The sequence below is a fragment of the Kribbella steppae genome, assembly GCF_004342025.1.
Lineage (GTDB): Bacteria > Actinomycetota > Actinomycetes > Propionibacteriales > Kribbellaceae > Kribbella > Kribbella steppae.
In genome coordinates, this window is sequence record NZ_SLWN01000027.1 from 49,950 (window position 1) to 68,262 (window position 18,313).

Consider the following 18,313-nt stretch of genomic DNA (forward strand, 5'->3'; position numbering starts at 1 on the left):
CATGCCTGCCCGGACCGCGAACGAAGTTCTCGCCGCCCTCGGTTCCGAGCAAGGTCGACGCGATCCGATGCCGCTCTTCGCCGAGCTGCATCGGATCGGCCCGGTCTGCCGCCTCGAGCCCGGAAGCTCGCCGTACGCCGTGGTGGTGAACGGGTACGACGCTGCCCAGGAAGCACTCAAGGACACCAGGTTCCACCGGTTGCTGACCGCGGACCCGGACCCGCAGGACTCGGTCCTGCGCCGGCTCGGCGGGTCGATGATGTTCCGCAACGAGCCGGACCATCTGCGGATGCGCAAGGTCTTCCAGGCGGTGCTGACACCGCGCCGGCTGGCCGGCTTCGAATCCGTCGTCGACGGCTTGGTCACCGAGCTGCTCGACGACCTCGGGAAGGCGGGCGCCGATCGGCTAGTGGTGGACTTCGTCGACTTCGCCTATCGGCTCCCGATCACGGTGATCGGGACATTCCTCGGGATCCCGCGCTCCGACCTCGGCTGGTTCCGCGACCGGACCCAGCGGATCGACGAGTACCTCGACCTGGGTGGCAAGGCGCCGGAGAAGCTGGCGGCCGCGAACCAGGCCGCCGACGAGCTCAACGCCTACTACGCACGGATGATCGGCGACCGCCGGCTCCGGCCGCGCGACGACCTGGTCGGATCTCTTGTACATGCGCTTGATTCGGGGACGTCGGGGATCGACGAGCAGGAGTTGATCGACAACCTGCTGGTGCTGGTCAACGCGAGCTTCGTGACCACGATGAACCTGCTCACCAACGGACTCGAGTTGCTGCTCGCCGAGCCACCACTCGTCGACGCGGTGCGCGACGATCCGGGGCTGGCGGCGGACTATGTCGAGGAGATCCTGCGGCACCAGAGCTCGGTGCAGCTGATCAGCCGGAAGGCGTCGATCGATCTCGAGCTGGCCGGCGTACCGATCGCCGAGGGCAGTCTGGTGCTGATCCTGCCCGGCGCGGCGAACCGGGATCCGGCCCGACATCCCGACGCCGACACTTTCGATCCGGGCCGTGACGACCTTCAGCACCTGTCCTTCGGCGCCGGACCGTTCTACTGTGTCGGGGCTGCGCTGGCCCGGATGGAAGGGCGGGCCGCGTTCGGGCAGCTGTTCCGCCGGTTCCCCGGACTGCGACTCGAGAGCGAGCCGGTGCGGAGTCGTAGCTTGCTGCTGCGTGGGCACCAGTCCATGCCGATCCGATTGGGGTGATCCGATGCCGCTGGACCCGCAGGTCGAGGCCATGCGTGCCGAACGCGAGGCCAACCAGGTTCCGCAGCTCTACACCCAAACGCTGGCCGAGGCCCGTGCCGCCGACCTCGAGTCCATCCAGGCAGCGGGCGGTGAGGTCGAAGCGGTTCACCACGTCGAGGACATCGCGACCGACGACGGTGTGCCCTTGCGCGTCTACCGGCCGGACCAGGACGGCCCGCTGCCGACGCTGATCTACTTCTTCGGCGGCGGCTGGACACTGGGGAGCATCGAGACCGCGGACGGCATCAGCCGCACACTGGCCAATGCCGTTCCCTGTCAGGTGATCACGGTCGGCTACCGGCTCGCGCCGGAACACCCGTTCCCGGCCGCGGTGCACGACTGCCACAACGCCACCCATTGGATCGCGGCGCATGCCGAGGAGCTGGAGGTGGACCCGACCCGGCTGGCCGTCGGCGGCGACAGTGCCGGCGGCAACCTGGCGGCCGCGACCACTTTGCTTGCCCGGGACAACGGTCCGGAGTTGGTCGGCCAACTGCTGGTGTACCCGAACACGCTCTACGGCTCGGACACCATCTCGATGCGGGCCGGTGACGACCCGTACCTCTTCAACAAGACCTCGGTCGGCTGGTACTGGGACCACTACCTGACCGACTCCGCCGACGGCCTGAACCCGCTCGCCTCCCCGCTCCTCGCCGAGTCGCACGCGAATCTCCCGCCCGTGCTGGTGATCACTGCGGAGTACGACCCGCTGCGCGACGAGGGTGAGTACTACGCGGAGAAGTTGCACGCCGCCGACGTACCGACCACCCTCAGCCGGTACGACGGGATGGTGCACGGCTTCTTCGCGATGTCGGGCATCCTCGACGGCGGCAAGAAGGCGATGGCCGAGGCGTCCACCTGGCTGAGCGGGATCTTCGGTGATGACTGAGGTGTTGCGCGGCGAGGCCGATGGCTGAGGCTCTCGCCGACTACGAGTCCCAGGCCGCGGCCGTTCTACCCACCCCGGTCGGGGATTTCGTTGCCGGTGGCAGCGGCACGGAGACGACCCTGCGGCTCAACCGCGCCGCCCTCGACTCGGTCACCCTGACACCTCGCGTGCTGGCCGGCGTCGACGAACCGGACACCACCTGTTCGATCCTCGGCACCGAGTTCGCCATGCCGGTCGCGGTCGCGCCGATGGCGTATCAACGCCTGCTGCACCCAGAGGGTGAGCTACTCCTGGCCCACGCCGCAGCCGCCGCCGGAGTCCCTTTTGTCATCAGCACTCTGAGCAGTTATCCACTGGAGAAGATCGCGGCGTTGGCACCCTCCTGGTTCCAGCTGTACTGGCTGCGAGATCGAGCCCTCCTGACTTCGCTGGTCGACCGCGCCGCCGAGGCCGGATGCACCGCACTGATGGTGACCGTCGACGTCCCCGTGATGGGCCGGCGGCTGCGCGACGTGCGGAACGCCTTCGCCCTTCCGGCTGATGTGGTCGCCGCGAATCTTGTCGACATAACGACAGCGGCCCACGCCGCCATCCCGGGCGTCTCCGCGGTCGCCGCTCACACGGCGTCCGCCTTCGAGCCCGCCGTCTCCTGGCACGACCTGGAGAGGCTCCGAGCCTCGACTGAACTTCCCCTGGTGGTGAAGGGGATTCTCGACCCGCGCGACGCCCGCCGCGCGGTGGATGCGGGAGCAGAGGCCGTCGTGGTGTCGAACCACGGTGGCCGCCAGTTGGACGGTGCGATCGCGTCGATCGATGCCCTCGGCCCGGTTGTCGATGCGGTCGGCAACGATTGCGCCGTACTGCTGGACAGTGGCGTCCGCAGCGGCACCGATGTCGTGAAGGCCCTTGCGTTGGGGGCGTCCGCCGTACTGGTGGGGCGGCCGTTGCTGTGGGCGTTGGCTGTGGAAGCTGTGGACGAAGCACTCGGATTGCTCCGGCGAGAGGTGCGGGACGCGATGCTGCTGTCCGGCTGTGCCGACCTGGCCGCGGTGGCCGGGCTGACGACGGGGAGAGTGCGATGGCTGAGCTGAAACTGACCGAGTTGCACGGTTCGCTGACGAACCGGGCGCTGAACTCGATGAACTTCCTCAACGAGGTCTCACACCACTACCCGGACGCGATCTCGCTCGCCGCCGGCCGCCCGACCGAGGAGTTCTTCGACCTCGAGGACCTGCACACCTACCTGGACCTGTTCGCCGATCACCTGCGTGCACGGGGGTACGACGAAGCGGCGGTACGACGGACCATCTTTCAGTACGGCCGGACCAAGGGCATCGTGCACGACCTGGTCGCACGCAACCTCGCCGTCGACGAGGACATCCACGTCGATCCCGAGGCGATCGTCGTCACCGTCGGCTGCCAGGAAGCGATGCTCCTGACCCTGCGCGCGCTCCGTTCCGATCCGTACGACGTGCTGCTCGCGATCTCCCCGACGTACGTAGGAATCACTGGTGCTGCCCGGCTGCTCGACTTGCCCGTCATACCGGTTGCCGAGGACGACGATCTGGCCGCGGTAGTGAAGGCGGCCCGGGCCGACGGGCTACGGCCGCGGGCTTGCTACGTGATGCCGGACTTCGCCAATCCGTCCGGGCTCAGCCTGGATCTGGAGTCCAGGCGACGGCTGCTGGAGGTCGCGGCCGAGCAGGATCTGCTGCTGCTCGAGGACAACCCGTACGGCCTGTTCCCGGCCGAGGGTGTCGATCGCGTGCCGACCCTCAAGGCCCTCGACACCGATCGGCGGGTCGTCTACCTCGGCTCGTTCGCCAAGACCGGGCTGCCCGGAGCGCGGGTCGGGTACGTCGTCGCCGACCAGACTGTCGAGGCTCCGGACGGAAGTATCGGACTCCTCGCCGACGAACTGTCGAAGATCAAGAGCATGGTCACCGTGAACACCTCGCCGGTCGCCCAGGCGGTGATCGGCGGCAAGTTGCTCGCGAACGACTTCAGCCTGGTCGCGGCCAACCGCCGCGAGCGCGACCTCTACGCCGCCAACCTGAAGGCGATCACCGACGGCTTGGCCGCTCGTTTCCCAGGCGGTGAGATCAGCTGGACGGTCCCGTCGGGCGGGTTCTTCGTGGTCGTCACCGTGCCGTTCCCGGTCGACGACGTCCTGCTGGAGAAGTCCGCCCACGAGTACGGCGTGCTCTGGACCCCGATGAGCCACTTCTACGAGGCCTGTCCGCCGATCCACGCCCTCCGCCTGTCCTGCAGTTCGGTCACCACGGCCCAGATCGACGCCGCCCTCAACCGCCTGGCCGCCCTGATCGCCGACCAACTCCCGTAACTGGTCCCCGTAACTGACCCCCGTAACTGGTCCTCTGGGCCGGGGCGAAACTGGATCTGTAGGGCAGACCGGTCTGCTCCTACCTTCGAGATATGACCACCGCCTGCGAAGTTCCCACCCTGACCGCACCCACGGCTCCCCGCCTGCTGACCGGCCAGTTCGGCCGCCTGCTGTTCACGGTCTTCGGCTCCGCGCTCAGCATGTACCTGCTCACCTCGGTGGTCCCGCTGTACCTGGCCGCCAGCGGCTCCGGCGGCATCGGCGCCGGGCTGTCCACCGGCGCGATGATGCTGTCCGCGGTGGGTGTCGAGCTGCTCGTGCCCAGGATGATCGCCCGCTGGGGATACCAGGTCGTCCTCGGCCTCGGGCTGATCCTGCTGGGTGCGCCGTCCCTGGTCCTGCTGGTCACCGCGTCGCTTCCGCTGGTGCTCGCCGTCTGCATCGTCCGTGGTGCCGGCCTGGCGATCCTGGTCGTCGGCGCGGTTGCGCTGATCGCCGAGGTGACTCCGGCGCGCCGGCGCGGTGAGGCGTTCGGGATCTACGGGGTGGTCGTCGGTCTGCCGGCCGCGATCAGCCTGCCGCTCGGTGTCTACCTGACCTCCGTGATCGGGTTCGACGCTCTGTTCGTCTTCGCGGCCGTGGCTTCACTGGTGGGTCTCATCGCCCTCGGCGGAATGCCCAGGCAGCCCAGCGTCGAAGAGCAGCACGTCAAGGTGCTCGGCGGTCTGCGGGGGAGCGGCCTGCTGATGCCGACCTTCGTCTTCGCGGCCGTCACTGTGGCCGCCGGTATCAGCATCACCTTCCTGCCCCTGGCCGTTGCCGAGGACAAGCAGTCGCTGGTCGCCGCAGCCCTGTTGATGCAAGCGATCACGGCCCCCGGCGCTCGCTGGCTGGCCGGCCGCTTCGGCGACCGCGTCGGCCCGGCGAAGCTGCTGCCGGCGGCGTTGATCCTGGCCGCACTCGGTGCCGGGGCACTGATCCTGGTCGGCAGCGCCGTCGCCATCGTGGTCGGCTCGACGCTGTTCGGTATCGGCTTCGGCGCCGCGCAGAACCTCACGCTGTCGCTGATGTACAACCGCGTCCCGAAGTCCCGCTACGGCCAGGTCAGCGCCCTGTGGAACCTGGCGTACGACGGTGGCTGGGGCGTCGGCGCCATCGTCTTCGGTTTTGTCGTCGCCGGCACCGGCTACTCACTTGCCTTCGGTCTGACCGCAGTGGTCGTCGCCGCAGCAATCGTCCCGGCGGTTCAGAGCTTGCGCAACCGGACGTAGCGGACGGTGTGGTCGGCACCTTTGCGAAGCACGAGGGTGGCCCGGGAGCGGGTGGGGAGGATGTTCTCCCGCAGGTTCGGGCCGTTGATGCCGTCCCAGAGCGACTCCGCCTTCTTGACCGCCTCGTCCCGGCTCAGTTCGCCGTACCGGACGAAGTACGACTCCGGGTTGCGGAACGCGGTCTCCCACAGCTTGAGGAAGCGGTGCACGTACCAGGACCGGATGTCGTCGGCGCCGGCGTCGACGTACACGGAGAAGTCGAAGAAGTCGCTGACCGCCAGGCCGCTCTTGCCGTCCGCGTGCCGGGGTGCGGGCTGGAGCACGTTCAGGCCCTCGAGCAGCAGGATGTCCGGCTGCTCGACGGTGGTCCGGACACCGGGCATCCGGTCGTAATGCAAGTGTGAGTAGACCGGCGCCTCGACCGTGTCCATGCCGGACTTCACCTCGACCACGAAGCGCAGCAGCGCCTTGCGGTCGTACGACTCCGGGAAACCCTTGCGCATCATCAGGTCCCGGCGTTCCAGCTCGGCGTTCGGCCAGAGGAACCCGTCGGTGGTGACGAGCGCGACCCGCGGGTGCTCGGGCCAGCGGGCCAGCAGTTCGCGCAGCAACCGGGCGGTGGTGGACTTGCCGACGGCAACGGACCCGCCGATGCCGATCACGAACGGCGTCCGGGTCGCGGCCGGCTTGCCGAGGAAACTCTCGGTGTCGGCGTGCAGGGCCCGGGCGTGCCGGACGTACAGCGACAGGATCCTCGACAGCGGCAGGTAGACCTCGCGCACCTCGTCCATGTCGATCTCGTCGCCGAGACCGCGCAGCCGTTCGATCTCCTCGGCGGTCAGCGGGGACACGGTCGTCTCGGCGAGTTGCGCCCAGGCGGCCCGGTCCAGCTCGGTGTAGGGAGTCACCTCCCGTGTCGGCTGCAGCATGAGCCCATTCTTCCCACGCGAGCCCACGCCGACCCACCCCGGGCGGGCGTGGCTTACGTCTCAACTACCTGGATGGGGCGCCGTGGAAACCGCTTGCTTGACCTATTGACGGTCTGTGGGGCCGTGCGTACGGTGTGTCCCACCTTTAAGTGTCGAAGATGTTCACGAAACTTTCGAGGCCAGCTGGGGAGGTAGCAGCGTGCACAAACGTCGCGTAGAGGTGCGCCACCACCGCAGTGTCTGGACCTGTGCGTACGGCGATCGCTTGGTACGCCGCCGTCCAACGGCTGGATGTGGACGTCGACGTCGTACCGGTGGATGCCGACCTTTCGTCGTACGACGTGGTGCTGGCGCCGTTGCTGCACATGGTCCCGGACGGGCTGGGGGAGCGGCTGGAATCGTTCGTTCTGCAGGGCGGAACGCTCGTGACCGGCGTCCTGTCCGGACGGGTGGATGTGGATGACAACGCCTTCCTGACGGACGTTCCGGGGCCGCTGGCCCGGGTCCTCGGAGTACGGGTGGACGAGACCGATGCGCAGGAGCCGTCATTGGTGAACCCGGTGCAGCTGAACGGCGTGACGGCCGAGGGATCGCTCGTCTTCGACCTGATCATTCCCGAGGGTGCCGACGTGGTGGGGACGTACACGGCGGACTTCTATGCGGGGACGGCGGCCGTGACACGGCATCGGTTCGGCCAGGGGCACGCGTGGTACATCGGGACAATGCTGGACGCTGCCGGTCTGGACGCCGTCCTGGGTTCGGTGGTCGAAGAGGCCGGATTGACCGGGTCGTATGCGAGGATCGACGGCGTCGAAGCGACGCGGCGGTACAAGGACGGTCAGCGGTATCTCTTCCTGCTGAACCACGGGGACCGGGAGGTGCGGGTGCCGGCCGACATGACAGGAACCGATCTGATCACCGGCTCGCAGGTCGAGGCCGGGGCGAAGCTGGTGCTCCCGGCAACCGGTGTGGTGGTGCTGCGGTCGGATGACGTTTGACGCCTGCTGGCTCGGTGGCCAACGGTTGCCGGAGGTCACCATCCACGCCTCGGGTGCGCTGGCGCAGACGATCCGGGCAGAGCTCCGGCAGACGCGCCGGGTCCGGCACGACGTAGAGGTTGCCCTGTGCACCCTTGGGCGGCTCGAGGAGACGCCCTTGGCCGCCTGGGTCGAGCAGGCGTTGCCGACCGATGGGCTGGGTGACGAAGGCTTCGTGGTGGTGCGACGAGGCAACCAGTTGGTCGTCGCCGCCGAAGCCGGTCGCGGGCTGCTGTACGGGTACTTCTACCTGCTCAGGTACTTCGAGTGGATGACCGGCGACTTCACTGTGGTCGAGCGGCCGGCGGTCCCGGTCCGGATGCTGGCGCACTGGGACAACCTGGTTCCGCATCCGGTGATGGGTGCGGTCGAGCGCGGGTACTCCGGTGGATCGATCTTCTTCCGCGGCGGCCGGGTGGTTCAGGACCTGACCCGGGTCCGTGCGTACGCCCGGTTGCTGGCGTCCATCGGTATCAACGCGGTGGTGATCAACAACGGCAACGTGCATGCGGCCGAGACTCGGTTGATCACTGATCATCTGGCCGACGTGTCCCGGATGGCCGCGGTGTTCCGCGAGTACGGGATCGCGATCTACCTGTCGGTGAACTTCGCGGCCCCGATCGAGCTCAGCGACCTCGACACGGCCGATCCGCTGGACGAACGGGTGGCCCGCTGGTGGTCGGCCGCGGTCGGCCGGGTGTACGACGCCGTACCGGATCTGGGCGGGTTCGTGGTGAAGGCGGACTCGGAGAACCGGCCGGGTCCCGCTGCCTACGGGCGGCACCATGCGGACGGGGCGAACATGCTTGCGCGGGCGCTGGCGCCGTACAAGGGGACGGTGTACTGGCGGTGTTTCGTCTACGACTGTGCTCAGGACTGGCGTGATCGGAGTACGGATCGGGCCCGGGCGGCGTACGACCACTTCATCCCGCTGGACGGGTTGTTCGACGACAACGTCGTACTGCAGGTCAAGCACGGGCCGCTGGACTTCCAGGTGCGCGAGGCGATGTCGCCGTTGCTGGGGGAGTTGCAGGAGACGCGCTTCGCGCTGGAGTTGCAGGTGACGCAGGAGTACACCGGTCAGCAGAAGGACCTGTGCTACCTGGGCCCGTGGTGGCGGGAGATCCTGCAGTTCGACACCAGCGGTGGCGGCGGGCCGACCGTTGCCGAACGCACCAAGGCGATCGTTGCCGTCTCCAACGTCGGCGACGATCCGAACTGGACCGGCCACAAGCTTGCGCAGAGCAACCTCTATGCGTACGGCCGGCTGGCGTGGGATCCGGCCGCGGACCCGGTCAGCCTGCTGCACGAGTGGGCCGCGGCGACGTTCGCGATGGACGACCGGACCCGCGCCGAACTGGTGTCGATCATGGCTGATTCGTGGCGGACGTACGAGCGCTACACCGCACCGCTCGGTGTCGGCTTCATGGTCACGCCGGGTACGCACTACGGGCCGAGCGTCAACGGGTACGAGTACTCCGCGTGGGGGACGTACCACTTCGCCGACCGGAACGGCGTCGGCGTCGACCGGACGGTCGCGACTGGCTCAGGCTTCACCGGCCAGTACCCGGAACCTCTGGCGAGCCGCTACGAGAACGTCTACAGCTGCCCGGACGAACTGCTGCTGTTCTTCCACCACGTCCCCTACGACCACGTCCTCCAGAACGGCCGCACTGTCCTCCAACACATCTACGACACCCACTTCCAGGGCTACGAAGAAGTCGAGTCCATGCTCACCCGCTGGAAGGCGATCGCCGACCGCTTCGACCCCGGCACGCGCGACAACATCACCGCGAGGTTGGAAGGCCAGCTGAAGAACGCCCGCGAATGGCGAGACCAGGTGAACACCTACTTCTACCGCCTCAGCGGCGTCCCCGACGCCTCCGGCCGAACCATCTACCGGTAGTCGCGGCCGGCGAGGTGTGCCGCTGACTGTAGGGCGGGGGAGGAGGGGGCAGCCTTCTGATGGGGTTAGACACCTTCCGGTGGGCTGAGACAGGAAATGCCCTGTGTCAGCCGACCGGTTCCTGTCTCAGCCTCGGCAAAACCTCGAGCCGGCGGAGGCCCGGACAACCTGCTGCTAGTTGACGACGCGGCTGCCGCAGCGGTGGGTTCGGGTGTGGTTGACGGTGCGGGGGTCGCCGGTGAGGGTTAGCGGGAGGGTGGCTTGGAGGTCTGCGCTGGACTTGGCCAGGCGGAGGTTGAGGGCGCCGGGTTCGACGATGCGGGTGCCGTGGCGGTCGGCGAACGAGGTCAGGTCGGCGTGGACGGTGAACTCGACGGTGCGGGACTCGCCGGTGGGGATGTCGACGCGGTGGTAGCCGATCAGGCGGTTGACCGGACGAGTCACCCGGGCCACTGGGTCGTTCAGGTAGAGCTGGACGATCTCGGTGCCGTCGGTCGCGCCGGTGTTGTGGACGGTGACCTGGAGGGTGACGGTCCCGTCGGTGGGCATGGTGTCGCGGTCCGCGGTGGCGTCGGTCCAGTCGAAGGTCGTGTACGACGTTCCGTGGCCGAACGGGAAGAGTGCGGTCGGGTCGACAGAGGAGACCTTGTTGCGGCCGGCAAGCGGTTGGTGGAGGTACGTTCCAGGCTGCGCGCCCTCGCTCCGCGGGAGGCTGACGGGCAGTCGGCCGGATGGGTTGACGGCACCGGTGAGGACGCGGGCCAGCGCCGGCCCACCCTCCTGACCGGGGAAGAACGCCTGCACGATGGCCGCGGTGCGTTCGGCGAATCGGCCGAGCGCGTACGGGCGTCCGGACAGCACCACGACGACTACCGGCGTACCGGTGTCGAGAACCGCGTCGAGCAGATCTGCCTGGCGCCCGGGCAGGACCAGGGTTTCGACATCGCAGCCTTCGCCGGAGGTGCCGCGGCCGAAGAGGCCGGCGCGGTCGCCGAGGGCAACGATCGCCACGTCCGCCTCGGCGGCCGCGGTGATCGCCTCCTCGAAACCGTCGTCGGAGTCGTCGTCGACACCGCAGCCCTCGGCCGTCTTCAGATCGATGCCCTGCGCAACCAGCGCCTCGGCGAGGGTGCGGATCGGTACGCCGTCGTCGGTGCCGGGGTAGCGGGGCGCGATGTGCATCGGGAACGTGTAGCAGCCGAGCATCGCGTGGGCATCCATACCGCGCGGACCGACCAGCGCGACCTTCTTGCCGGGGACGACCGGCAGGACGCCGTCGTTCGCGACCAGCACGATCGACTCCTCGGCCAGCCTCGCCGCGATCTCCCGATTGGCCGGGCTGTCCAGCTCGATCGGTCCCTCCGGCTCGACCTTGACCTCAGGATCGAGCAGGCCGAGATCACACTTCTGCCGCAACACCCGGCGGACGGCGCGATCGACGTATGAGACATCGAGCCGGCCCTCCTCGACCTCGGCGATCAGAGCGTCGGCGTAGGTGTGCACGGTCGGCAGCTCGACATCGATGCCGGCCGTCAGCGCCAGCGCGGCCGCCTCGCCGTCGGTGCCGGCGACCTGGTGCAGCGTGCGCAGGAACGCGATGGCGAAGTAGTCCGCCACGACGGTCCCGTCGAAGCCCCACTCGTCCCGCAGCAGCGTGGTCAGCAGCTCGGGGTCGGCGGCGACCGGTACGCCGTCGATCTCGGCGTACGAGTTCATCACCGTCCGTACGCCGCCCTCGACCACAGCCATCTCGAACGGCGGCAGGATGACGTCCGCGAGCTCGTGCCGGCCCATCGACACCGGCGCGAGGTTGCGGCCGGCCCGGGAGGCGGAGTACCCGGCGAAGTGCTTCAGCGTGGCGTGGACGCCGCCGTCCTGCAGTCCGCGGACGTACGCCGTACCGATCGTGCCGACCAGGTACGGGTCCTCGCCGATCGTCTCCTCGGTCCGGCCCCAACGGTAGTCGCGGGTGACGTCGAGAACCGGGGCGAGGCCGAGGTGCGTGCCGGCCGACCGCATGTCCGTGCCGATATGGCGGGCCATGGTCTCGACGAGCTGGGGGTCGAACGTGGCGCCCCAGGCCAGCGGGGTCGGGTAAATGGTGGCGCCGTACGCCGCGAATCCGGTCAGGCATTCGTCGTGCGCGACCGCCGGGATGCCGAAGCGGTTGGCGGCCATGATCTTGCGCTGGGCCGCGGCCAGCGACCGGGCGCCGGTGGCCGGATCGACCGGCCGGGTGCCGAACGGGCGGGTGAGCTGGCCGAGACCGTCCTGGATCACCTCGTCCCAGACCGGTGGGTCGCTGCTCATGTCGTGCTGGTACGGCGCGACGTCCTCGCCGCTGTCGCCGGCACCGACCCACAGACCGGCGAGCTGGGCGACCTTCTCCCGCAGGGTCAGCTCGGCCACCAGGGCCTCGACCCGATCCTCCGGGCTTGCGGTGGTGTCGTGCCAGGCACCCATCGATCTCCTCGAAAATTTCGGGGCAAGTTTCGATAACTGCGAAGAGGTTAGCTTGTATTGTGCTGCTTGCACAGCCTCGATGACGGTGGAGGTACGTCGTGGGTCAGCGGGTGACCATTTCGAAAATTGCGGAGCAGGCCGGGGTCTCGGTGCCCACCGTGTCCAAGGTCCTGAACGGCCGCGCCGACGTCGCCGAGGAGACCCGGGCGAAGGTCGAGAGCATCATCCAGGAGCACGGCTACCGGCGCCGCACCACCAGTACGGCGAGCAGCCCGATGATCGACCTGGTGTTCCACGAGATCGGCGGAGCCTGGGCGGTCGAGCTGATCCGCGGCGTCGAGGAAGTGGTCCGCGCCGAGGGTGTCGAGCTGGTGCTGTCAGAGTGCGGCGGCGCCCGGCGGCCGCGACAGGAGTGGATCGAGTCCGTCCTGCTCCGCCGTCCGCTCGGCGTGATCATGGTCTTCTCCGACCTGGATGCCGACCAGCGGGCGCAGCTGGAGGCACGGCGGATCCCGTTCGTGGTGGTCGACCCGGTCGGTGACGAGGGTGACGACGTACCCTCCATCGGCTCGGCGAACTGGAACGGCGGCCGGATGGCCACGCTGCATCTGCGCAAACTCGGGCACACCCGGATCGGCATGATCGGCGGGCCGGTGGAGACGCTGTGCTCGCGGATGCGCGTCGACGGGTACACGGACGCGCTGCGCTCGACCGGGGTCGCGATCGATTCCACGCTGATCCGCGCGGCCGAGTTCGAGGTGAGCAGTGGGCATCGGGAGGCGTTGGCGCTGCTGAGCATGCCGGACCGGCCGACGGCGATCTTCGCCGGCAGCGACCTGCAGGCGCTCGGCGTCTACCAGGCGGCGCGTGAGCTCGGACTGGAGATCCCTCGGGACTTGTCGGTGGTCGGGTACGACGACCTGCCGGTGGCGCAGTGGGTTTCGCCGACCCTGACCACGGTCCACCAACCGCTGCGCCAGATGGCCGAACTGGCGACCCGGATGGTGCTCGACCTGGCCCGCGGTAACACTCCAGCTGCCTTGCGCATGGACCTCGCCGTAGACATGCGCATCCGCCAATCGACCGCGGAGCCTGCAAGCTAGGGTGAAGGACATGATCGTCGGCGTGGGTATCGATGTGGTCGACGTGGAGCGGTTCATGAAGACCCTCGAGCGCACGCCTGGTCTGCGGGATCGCGTCTTCACGGACTCCGAAGCGATCAAACCGCCGGCGTCCCTGGCGGCCCGGTTCGCCGCGAAGGAAGCGCTGGCCAAGGCGCTCGGCGCACCGGCCGGAATGCACTGGCACGACGCCGAGGTGCAGACCGACGAGACCGGCCGACCCTGGCTGGAGATCACCGGCACGGTCGCCGACCAGGCTGCCCGGCTGGGCGTCCAGAGCCTGCATCTGTCCCTGAGTCACGACGCCGGTATCGCATCCGCCGTCGTCATCCTGGAGGGCTGACATGCGCCGCGCCCACACCGTCGAGCAGGTCCGCGCAGCCGAGGTCGACCTGATGGCGCGGCTCCCCGAGGGCACGTTGATGCAACGCGCCGCCACCGGTCTCGCGGTTGCCATCAGCAACTTTCTCGGTCACACGTACGGCGCCCGCGTCGTCCTGCTGATCGGCTCCGGCGACAACGGTGGCGACGCCCTGTACGCCGGGGTCCGTCTGGCCCGTCGCGGTGCCCGCGTGACCGCCGTACTGCTGTCGGACAAGGCGCACGCCGCTGGGCTCGAGGCCTTGCTGACCGTTGGCGGACGCGTCGGGTCGACTGACGACATCGCGGGCGCCGACGTGGTCGTGGACGGCATCGTCGGTATCGGTGGCCGCCCCGGTCTGCGTGAGGATGCTCTGGCCGCCGTCGAGTTGGCCGGCCAGTACGGCGTACCGATCGTTGCCGTCGACACCCCATCCGGCGTCGACGTCGACACCGGCGAGACCCCGGAGCCGCACGTCCAGGCGGCTCTCACGGTCACCTTCGGTACCCACAAGATCTGCCATCTCATCGACCCCGCCGCCACCGCGTGCGGCCCGGTCCACCTGGTCGAGATCGGCCTCGACCTTCCGCCCGCCGCGGTCGAGTCGCTGCAGGCATCCGACGTACGCGAGCTGTACCCCGTCCCGGATGGCAAGTCCGACAAGTACTCCCGCGGCGTACTCGGGCTGATGGCCGGCTCAGCGCAGTACCCAGGCGCTGCCGTCATCGCCACGGCCGGCGCGCTCGGTGGTCCGTTGGGCATGATCCGGTACGTCGGTCCGGACGCGGTGGCGGCCGAAGTTCGGGCGGCCCATCCGGAAGTCGTTGCGGGAGAGGGACGCGTGCAGGCGTGGGCCGTGGGATCCGGCCTGGGCGACGAGCTCGATGTCAGCCGGGTCCGCGACCTGCTCGACGCCGAGGAGCCGATCGTCCTCGACGCGGATGGTCTCCGGGCGCTCGAGGATTCGGGCGACCACACCGGCGTACTGGCGACACCGCACGCGGGAGAGCTGGCCCGCCTGCTCGGCGTCGACCGTGCCACCGTCGAGGCCGCACGCCTCGAGCACGCCCGCCTGGCCGCCGAACGCTTCGACGCTACGGTCCTCCTGAAGGGCTCCACCACGGTCATCGTGGCGCCCGACGGGCAGGTCCGCGTCAACACCAACGCGACCCCCTGGCTGGCGACCGCCGGCGCCGGCGATGTCCTGGCCGGGCTCTGCGGCGCTCTCCTGGCAGCAGGCCTCACCGCCCTGGACGCGGCCAGCGTGGGCGCCTACCTCCACGCCGCCGCAGCCAACCTAGCCTCCGCCTCCGGCCCCATCACCGCCCTCTCCGTAGCCGCCGCCCTCCCAGAAGCCACCCGCCAGATCCTGGGCTGAGGCGCGCGGTAATCGGTTGCGCGGGGCGGTGACGGCGGATAGGACTGGGAAGTGCTGGTGCCTGCCTCCGCCGCCCTTGGAGTGTGCACGTGAAGCGTTTCGTCGTATTGCTTGCCCTTGCTCTCGTTGCCGCGCTGCCGTTGCCTGCTGCGCAAGCCGCGGTGAAGAGTTACGTGGCTGATCCGGAGACGAAGATTCATGTGATGGGGGAGTGGGCCCATCCGGATGACGACACGAGCATCATCGGTCCGTGCGGGGTGTGGCATCAGCGGTACGGCGTGAAGTGCGGCGTGATCATGGTGACGCGGGGTGAGGGTGGCGGGAACGCGACCGGGACCGAGCTTGGGCCGGAGCTTGGCCTGCGCCGGGAGAACGAGGACCGGGTAGCGCACTACCGGTCCGGGACCGTCGACATCTTCAACCTGGACCGGATCGACTTCTTCTACAACCAGAGTGCGCCGCTGACGCAGTACTTCTGGGACGAGGAAGAGACGCTGCGACGGGTCACGCGGGTGATTCGGGAGACGCAGCCGGAGATCTACATCGGGTTCACACCGACCCTCGCGGCCGGGCACGGCAACCACCAGCAGGCCGGCCGGCTGATCTGGGAAGGCGTACTCGCGGCCGCCGACCCGACCAGGTTCCCCGAGCAGCTCACGGGTAAGCACGCCCTCAGCACGTGGCAGGTCAAGAAGGTCTTCTCCGGCGGCAGTACGACGGGCACCGGCGGTACGACGTCCGCCCCGAACTGCACCACCGGCTTCACACCCAACGGTCTCGACACCGTCGCGGGTGTGTGGACCGGGTACGAGTCGCCGTACAAGTGGCCGGCCGGGAACCTGCAGGGCCAACCGGCCGGTTCGGCGAAGATCTGGCAGCAGGTCGCCGACGAGGGCCGGGCGGCGTACCCGACCCAGAGCAGGGTGATGTTCAAGGGAACCTCAACTCCTGCGTGCTCGCGGTTCGCGATGACGCAGTCGTTCGTCCCGTTCCAGCCGAACTCCAGTCCGCAGGCCGGACTCGACGAGGCGATCCTGTTCGGTGCCACCAAGCCTGATCCCGGCGGACTGCCGTTGGGGACGCTGCAGTCTCTGACGTTCAGCCGGTTCTACAACGTCGCGGGCGAGCCGTTCCAGGGGACCGTGCACCTCGCGGCACCGGGTGGGAAGCTTGCCCGAGGCAACGTGCAGCTCAACGTCCCGCCCGGCTGGTCCGTCGACGGCCCGAAGTCGGTTCCTGCTCAGGCCAAAGCCGACATCACCTTCACCATCACCCCGGCCGCCGACGCCCCGGTGGACCAGAACGCGAAGATCGCCGCGACCTACACCACCGCGAAAGCCTCCGGCTACACCGACAACGTCGTCCGGATCGTGGCGGCCGCCGAAGGCAGGTTCCAGCGGTGGGGCAACTGGCAGGAGTACGACGAGTGGCTCGCGACGACCGCGCCGCAGGCCAACCGCCTCGGTCGCTCCCCGGCGATCCAGTCGATGGGCGTCGGCAGCACGATCGACGTACCTGTCACCGTCCACAACTGGTCGGCCGAGCCGCGGAGCGGTGCTGTGTCACTCGAGTTGCCGCCGAACTTCACCGCCGACGCGACCTCGAAGCCGTACTCCGGCCTGCAGCCGGGCGCGGACACCACAGTCACGTTCAAGGTCACCAACACCGACACTGCACTGCCCGCGACCCAGAACGTGTCGATCCCGATCCGCACGACGTACGACGGAGGTGCCGGCGGCGAAACGCTCACGCTGACTTTGGTGCCGACGACAACCATCTCGCAGGCCCAACCGGTCGTCGACGGGACGGCGGGGCCGGGTGAGTACCCCGGCCCGACGCTCGACCTCGGCCGGATCTGGCAGGGCGCGACGACCTGCACCGGCGTGGACGACTGCGGCGTTTCGTCAACGGGTGAAGGCAATACGGCCAAGGTGAGCTGGTCCGATGACGCGCTGTACTTCTTCATCCACGTGCGAGACGACTACCAGTCGTACGCTGTGACACCGGCCGAATGTGTCGGTCACTGGCAGGCCGACTCGGTGGAGATCCTGCTCGACCCGCGCGGGACCGCGTCGCAGGCACTGATGGACACAGCCAACACGTTCAAGCTCGGCATCTTCCCGTTCAGCCAGAGCGGAGGACCTTGCTGGTCGAGGGACGCCGACAACCACCAGGGGTACTCGAGCGGCGAGCTCGACACCGGCAACGCGCCCGGCGTGCAGGTCGCGTCGACGGCACAGTGGGTCGGGAGCAACGAGACGACGGTGCCGCACGCGTACGCCGGTGGTGGCTACGACCTCGAGGTGAAGATCCCGCTCGCCACCTTGCCCGCGGCTGTCGACCCGACGAGGCTCGGTCTGAACATCACGCCGTACGACAACGACGACACGTCCGCGGCCGGTACGACGACGTTGCGGCACATCGATCAGAGCACGCGACTCGGCTGGTCCGCCCTCGGCTCGGTGCAATCCGACCCGTACCGCTGGGGTCTGGCCACTCTGCCCGGCTACACACCACCTGCGGACCGTCCGACCACGCCGGCACCGCCGAACGTCTCCAACCCGAACCTCAACGGTGCGCTCTCCCCGCAGACGATCGCCCAGTCCGCGCGCAACGGCGTACCGATCTCCGGCCGCGTCCCGACGACCGACCTGAAGATCCTGTCCGCCGCTCTCGGCCGATCGAGCGTGGACATCCACACGCGCTCAGCCGGCACCGGCACCGCCAGGGCCTTCCTGACGACCGGGAGCATCGACGCCATCCCGGTCTGGACGACAAGCTGCTCACCAGCCGCGGACCCGCCACCCGACTACGGCCTGACCCCGTGCGCGGTCACTGACGGCGCGACCCCGCCGTGGTCCCCGGACATGAGCGGCCACCTGGTCAAGGAGTCCACCCAGCAAGTCACCAGCGGCACCGACCGCTGGTCCATCCCGCTCACGCCGGCCCAACGCGCCAAGCTGGCCGCCGACGGCCGCCTACTCGTCTCCTACGAAACCCCACAGAACAAGGTCCAAGCCTTCGACGTACGCCTGCGCTGACCTCTTCGGAAGAAAGGGGTCGGTGGAATCAGGGGGTGGTTGCAACGCGGTGTAGGTCTTGGAGGAGGAGGCTAGCGAACATTTCGCGGGGGGTGTGGTAGCCGAGACGTTTGCGGGGGCGGTCGTTGAGTTCGTCGGCGATGGCGTTGAGGTCGTTGGCGGTGTGGGTGGACAGGTCGGTGCCTTTGGGCAGGTATTCGCGGATGAGGCCGTTGGTGTTTTCGTTGGTGCCGCGTTGCTGGGGTTGGCGTGGGTCGGCGAAGTAGACCTGGATGCCGGTTTGTTGGGTGATTTGGGCGTGCCGTGCCATCT

Annotated in this window: 14 protein-coding genes; 11 read left to right on the forward strand and 3 right to left on the reverse strand. The window is 68.6% G+C overall.

The window, feature by feature from the left end:
- Position 1: 1 nt before the first annotated feature.
- From EV652_RS42960 to EV652_RS42980, 5 genes are all read left to right on the forward strand, one after another.
- Positions 2–1,219, forward strand: a complete 1,218-nt coding sequence (locus tag EV652_RS42960; RefSeq protein ID WP_132216971.1) for a cytochrome P450 — start codon at positions 2–4, stop codon at positions 1,217–1,219.
- Positions 1,220–1,223: 4 nt separating this feature from the next.
- Positions 1,224–2,150, forward strand: coding sequence for a LipP1 family hormone-sensitive lipase (lipP1, locus tag EV652_RS42965; RefSeq protein ID WP_132216973.1), 927 nt, complete (start codon positions 1,224–1,226; stop codon positions 2,148–2,150).
- 20 nt (positions 2,151–2,170) lie between these two features.
- Positions 2,171–3,241: an alpha-hydroxy acid oxidase gene (locus tag EV652_RS42970; RefSeq protein ID WP_132216975.1), complete on the forward strand. Its 1,071-nt coding sequence runs from the start codon at positions 2,171–2,173 to the stop codon at positions 3,239–3,241.
- A complete protein-coding gene (locus EV652_RS42975) occupies positions 3,229–4,494 on the forward strand; it encodes an aminotransferase-like domain-containing protein (RefSeq protein WP_132216977.1) in 1,266 nt (421 codons plus the stop codon). Before EV652_RS42970 ends, EV652_RS42975 begins: the two co-directional genes overlap by 13 nt.
- Positions 4,495–4,586: 92 nt before the next feature.
- Positions 4,587–5,765 (forward strand): MFS transporter, encoded by a 1,179-nt coding sequence (locus EV652_RS42980; protein ID WP_132216979.1) that lies wholly within the window; start codon positions 4,587–4,589, stop codon positions 5,763–5,765.
- On the opposite strand, the gene coaA is transcribed toward EV652_RS42980, so the two are convergent.
- A complete protein-coding gene (gene coaA / locus EV652_RS42985; protein WP_132216981.1) occupies positions 5,741–6,694 on the reverse strand; it encodes a type I pantothenate kinase in 954 nt (317 codons plus the stop codon). The two genes, EV652_RS42980 and coaA, sit on opposite strands and share 25 nt — an antisense overlap.
- A 236-nt stretch (positions 6,695–6,930) precedes the next feature.
- Here coaA and EV652_RS42990 point away from each other — a divergent pair, with 236 nt between their 5' ends.
- Both EV652_RS42990 and EV652_RS42995 read left to right on the forward strand, forming a co-directional pair.
- Positions 6,931–7,692, forward strand: coding sequence for a beta-galactosidase trimerization domain-containing protein (locus EV652_RS42990; RefSeq protein WP_132216983.1), 762 nt, complete (start codon positions 6,931–6,933; stop codon positions 7,690–7,692).
- On the forward strand, positions 7,682–9,637 hold the full coding sequence (locus EV652_RS42995; RefSeq protein WP_132216985.1) for an alpha-glucuronidase: 1,956 nt from the start codon (positions 7,682–7,684) through the stop codon (positions 9,635–9,637). The genes EV652_RS42990 and EV652_RS42995 overlap by 11 nt, the downstream gene beginning before the upstream one ends.
- 174 nt (positions 9,638–9,811) lie before the next feature.
- On the opposite strand, the gene EV652_RS43000 is transcribed toward EV652_RS42995, so the two are convergent.
- The gene (locus EV652_RS43000; RefSeq protein ID WP_132216987.1) at positions 9,812–12,100 is read right to left on the reverse strand and encodes a beta-xylosidase/alpha-l-arabinosidase; all 2,289 of its coding nucleotides are present in this window, start codon (positions 12,098–12,100) and stop codon (positions 9,812–9,814) included.
- Between the two features lie 110 nt (positions 12,101–12,210).
- Here EV652_RS43000 and EV652_RS43005 point away from each other — a divergent pair, with 110 nt between their 5' ends.
- The 4 genes from EV652_RS43005 (at position 12,211) to EV652_RS43020 (ending at position 18,001) form a co-directional block, all read left to right on the forward strand.
- Entirely contained in the window at positions 12,211–13,203 is a 993-nt protein-coding gene (locus EV652_RS43005) for a LacI family DNA-binding transcriptional regulator (RefSeq protein WP_242002348.1), read from the forward strand.
- Between the two features lie 10 nt (positions 13,204–13,213).
- Positions 13,214–13,564 (forward strand): holo-ACP synthase, encoded by a 351-nt coding sequence (locus EV652_RS43010; RefSeq protein WP_132216991.1) that lies wholly within the window; start codon positions 13,214–13,216, stop codon positions 13,562–13,564.
- A gap of 1 nt (position 13,565) precedes the next feature.
- The gene (locus EV652_RS43015) at positions 13,566–14,960 is read left to right on the forward strand and encodes an NAD(P)H-hydrate dehydratase (RefSeq protein ID WP_132216993.1); all 1,395 of its coding nucleotides are present in this window, start codon (positions 13,566–13,568) and stop codon (positions 14,958–14,960) included.
- 89 nt (positions 14,961–15,049) lie between these two features.
- Positions 15,050–18,001 carry a PIG-L family deacetylase gene (locus tag EV652_RS43020; protein ID WP_132216995.1) on the forward strand — a complete coding sequence of 984 codons (2,952 nt, stop codon included), beginning with the start codon at positions 15,050–15,052 and terminating at the stop codon, positions 17,999–18,001.
- A gap of 28 nt (positions 18,002–18,029) precedes the next feature.
- Here EV652_RS43020 and EV652_RS43025 read toward each other — a convergent pair.
- Positions 18,030–18,313 (reverse strand): IS30 family transposase (locus EV652_RS43025; protein ID WP_242002349.1); only part of this gene is annotated, 284 nt, incomplete at its 5' end.